Origin of the sequence: Aquabacterium sp. UBA2148 (assembly GCF_002328915.1) — a bacterium.
Classification (GTDB): Bacteria; Pseudomonadota; Gammaproteobacteria; order Burkholderiales; family Burkholderiaceae_C; genus Aquabacterium; species Aquabacterium parvum.
This window is the reverse complement of the sequence record NZ_DCXA01000280.1, coordinates 1-3,358: the sequence shown is the minus strand read 5'-3', so window position 1 is coordinate 3,358 and position 3,358 is coordinate 1. Positions and strand designations below refer to the sequence as shown.

Annotated in this window: 1 protein-coding gene and 2 pseudogenes; 1 reads left to right on the top strand and 2 read right to left on the bottom strand. The window is 65.6% G+C overall.

Going from position 1 to position 3,358, the window contains the following annotated elements:
* Together B2W70_RS15740 and B2W70_RS15735 are read right to left on the bottom strand one after the other, a co-directional pair.
* A pseudogene (locus B2W70_RS15740) lies at positions 1–728 on the bottom strand (methyltransferase); the annotation flags it as partial.
* A 42-nt stretch (positions 729–770) separates the two neighbouring features.
* Complete coding sequence (locus B2W70_RS15735) at positions 771–2,942, bottom strand: Ig-like domain repeat protein (protein ID WP_286747086.1); 2,172 nt, start codon at positions 2,940–2,942, stop codon at positions 771–773.
* A gap of 29 nt (positions 2,943–2,971) precedes the next feature.
* Here B2W70_RS15735 and B2W70_RS15730 point away from each other — a divergent pair.
* A pseudogene (locus tag B2W70_RS15730) lies at positions 2,972–3,358 on the top strand (hypothetical protein); the annotation flags it as partial.

Below are 3,358 nucleotides of genomic sequence, written 5' to 3'. Positions count from 1 at the left end.
AGCTCGGTGGCGATCACGTTGCCCGCGACGCGGCGCGCCAGCACCGCCGAGAGCACGCCTGTGCCGGTGCCGATGTCCCAGGCGGTGTGCGCGGGATCGGTCGCCTGAAACACCGCCGGCAAGGGCGCCTGCGCCAGCAGGTCCACGTACTCGCCCCGCACAGGCGAGAACACGCCATGGTGCGGATGGATGAGCTCGCCCAGCGCGGCCACCGGCACGCCCTGCTTGCGCCACTCGTGGGCCCCGATCAGGCCTTGCAGTTCGCGCAGCGACGCCACATAAGGCTCGGTGACCTCGCCATGGGCTTGGAGGCAAGCCTGACGCACATCGGGCGCGCGGCGCAGGGGCACGCTGTGGTCGGCCTCGAAGGGCAGCAGCAGCAGGCCCAGCAAGCGCGCGCGCTCGGCCTGGGCCTTGCGATGCAGGTGGTGGGCCTGGGTCAGGCCCTCAGTCGCTGGTGACCGGGCTTGGGCCGAGGCAGCCGGCTTGCGCTGCTGGCGCCGGTCCACGCGTCGGCCCAGGGCTTGCAGCATCTGGCGAGCCTGATGAAAGTCGCCCTGCCAAAGCAGCGCCGTGCCCTCGCACACCAGCTTGTAGGCGGCATCGGCAGCGAAGGTGTCATCGGCGAGCACCACGCGCTTGGGTGGCGGCACGTCGGCGAGGCTGCGCCAACGGGCGCTGCGCGGCTCGTCGCCATCGGTCCAGTGGAGGCGGGGGGCATCGGTCATCGGGCGGGATGGTACCCGGGACAGAAGCCCCCCTGCCCATGCTCAACGACAGATGCCTAGGAAGCAGGCACGCACCTTGACCGAAACGCCCGTCGCCGTTGCGTTCACTGGGTTGGCCGAGTCACCGTTGTAATGAGCGGTGATGGTGTAGGTGCCCGCAGTGGTGATGCGCGTGTTCAGTTTGGCGACGCCACCGACCAGGGTCACCAATCCGCCCAGGTTGACACCATTGGCCTTGAACTGCACCGTGCCGGTCGGCTGATAGCCGTTCTTGACGGTGGCCGTCAGGTCAAAGTTCTGCGTCGTTCTGGTTTGGGTGACGCTGCTGCCCACCGTCATGGTGGTGGGCGGCGCCGCGAACAGCACGGGTCGGTTGTTCAACTGCACGGAAGCGCCGATGGCCGTCGTCGTGCCGGTCAGATCGGTCGCATTGGTGCGACCAGCAGGCGGCGTGTAGCTCACCTGGGCTTGCGGGTTCCAGGCCACAACCGATGTGGCCGGGCCACGCTTGAGGGTGTACTCCCAGGTGCCATCAGCGCGAACTGTGCGTCCGATCAGAACGGCTCCTGTGAGCCACTTGCTGACCTGGATGTACGCCGTGCCGGCTTCGGTCGTGCTGTACGCCAACGAGCCCTCCGTGGCCTCGCGGGCCCCCGCAATCGGCCAGCTGCCACCACCGCTGCGCTGGTCCCACGCGTAGTAGTAGTTGGCGTCCAATCCCGCAGCCCATCCAACCAACATGTGCCGGGCCACGAATGAGGCGCCGGCCCGGTCATTGGGCCCACCGCTTTGCGTGCCAACAGGCAGGCTGGAAGCGTTGAGGTAGCCGCCCTCGGTGTTCCAGATCGGTCGGGTGTCCAGGCCAAATCGACGCAGCACCGAGAGGGCGTTGGTCACGAGGTGCTCACGCTCGAACATGTCCTCGACCGAGCGTGCCTGCGCTGCAACCTTGGTCTTGCGCTCGTCGAGGTAATCGCCCACGAAGCCGTCATAGGCGTGCACCGACGTGATGTCCCAATGGGCCTCACCGCCAGGGTAGGCCAACTTCGCGGCCTGCAGGTAGCGATCCAGGAAGGTGTTGTCGCCCAGGTCGAAACTGGGGCTGACAATGACGTTGGTCGGGTCAACTTCCTTGAGAACCGCTCGGGCGCTGGCGACCAGGTTCGCCAGCTTCAGGGGGTCGGCCTTGAACGCGGAGCATTGGTAGGGCTCGTTCCAGATTTCCCAATGACGCACTTTGCCCTTGGCGCGCGTCGCCACAGCTCGCACCCAGTCGCGCCAGACGGCGTCACTCGACGGAGGCGAAGAGGAGGTGCCAGCGTAGAACTGACAAGTGATTGGCGCACCGGACGACCAGGCAGGGCCATTCCCCCCCAAGACCATCAAAGGCGCGGCACCCACGCTGATGGCGCGAGCGACACGGCGGTCGAACTCGGCCCAATTGTTCTGGGTCGGCGAGTCGCGGAAAATGTCAGCCCATTGCACGCCATTGGCGTCCCAGAGGCGCTCGGCGCCCGCTGATCGACCCAAGCCGGTGAGCGACTGCGATTGGTGGGCATGCACACCAAAGTAACTGGCCGGCACCACCTGCATGGAGCGCGAATGCACAGGTTCGGTGGCATCAACTTCGGGGGTCACCTGGGCATCGTCCAGGTAAACCTTGACATTGCCGCGCGTCGACACGAACAAACCGCCCGGTACGTTGGCGTCTGCCACCACGGGAGCAAGGCCTTCGAATTCATAGGGGGCCCAGTTCGTGGTCAGCTTGGCGACAGTGACACCGTAAGCCGTGTACGGGCTGTTCCAGGCGCGCAGTTGAAGCAGCACCTCGGTCGGGGCATCGGCTTTCATCCAGACCACCGTGCGGTAGCGGTTGCCGGGCTTGAGCCAGACCCAAGTGCTGATGACGGCGTCACCGGTCACGCTGTTGGACGCCACCCCCTGCGACTTCCCTGTACCCGAACGTCCGACCTCGGCCGAAAAGGTGACAGTCGTGGCCGATTTGTCACTCATCCAGCAGTTGTTGGGCCCCCAATTGTTGGCCAATTGCCCCTGCAAGGTCGGAGCGGACACGCCAGCGCCGGAGCAGTTCTCGACGTTCTGGAAGCCGATGTCGAAGCTTGGGTTTTCGAGGACGTTGGCGCAAGCGAGACCGCTGAAACCGATCAAAGCTGCGCAGACAAGGCGAGACACAGGCCACGGATGTGGTGTCACGGGGAGCTCCTGATTGAAGTGTGTTGAATGTGTCCCGAGCCATTCAGGCGCCGGACCCAAACCACGGTATCACGCCAACAGGCGCGCCAAAGCCGGATCTGGCACGATCGCGACTCCGGCACAATGCAGCCATGAGTGAGGCCCCGCCCCAAGACCTGCAAGACAGCCCATCTGAAACGATCGGTTTCGACGGATTTTTTCGTGACAACGAAAGCCCCATTCACGCGCCCCTTTCCGCCGCCCTGCAACACCGCCTGCCGCTGATCGACGCTCTGCGCGGCCTGTTCAGCGGACCGCAGGCTCACGTGCAGCTGCGCCTGTGGTGCTTCATGGAGCTGGCCACGCAGCCGCAGGCGCGCCTGTCGCGCGACGAGGTCAACCGCCTCTTTCACATGCTGCTGCCCGAGGCGCTGGAG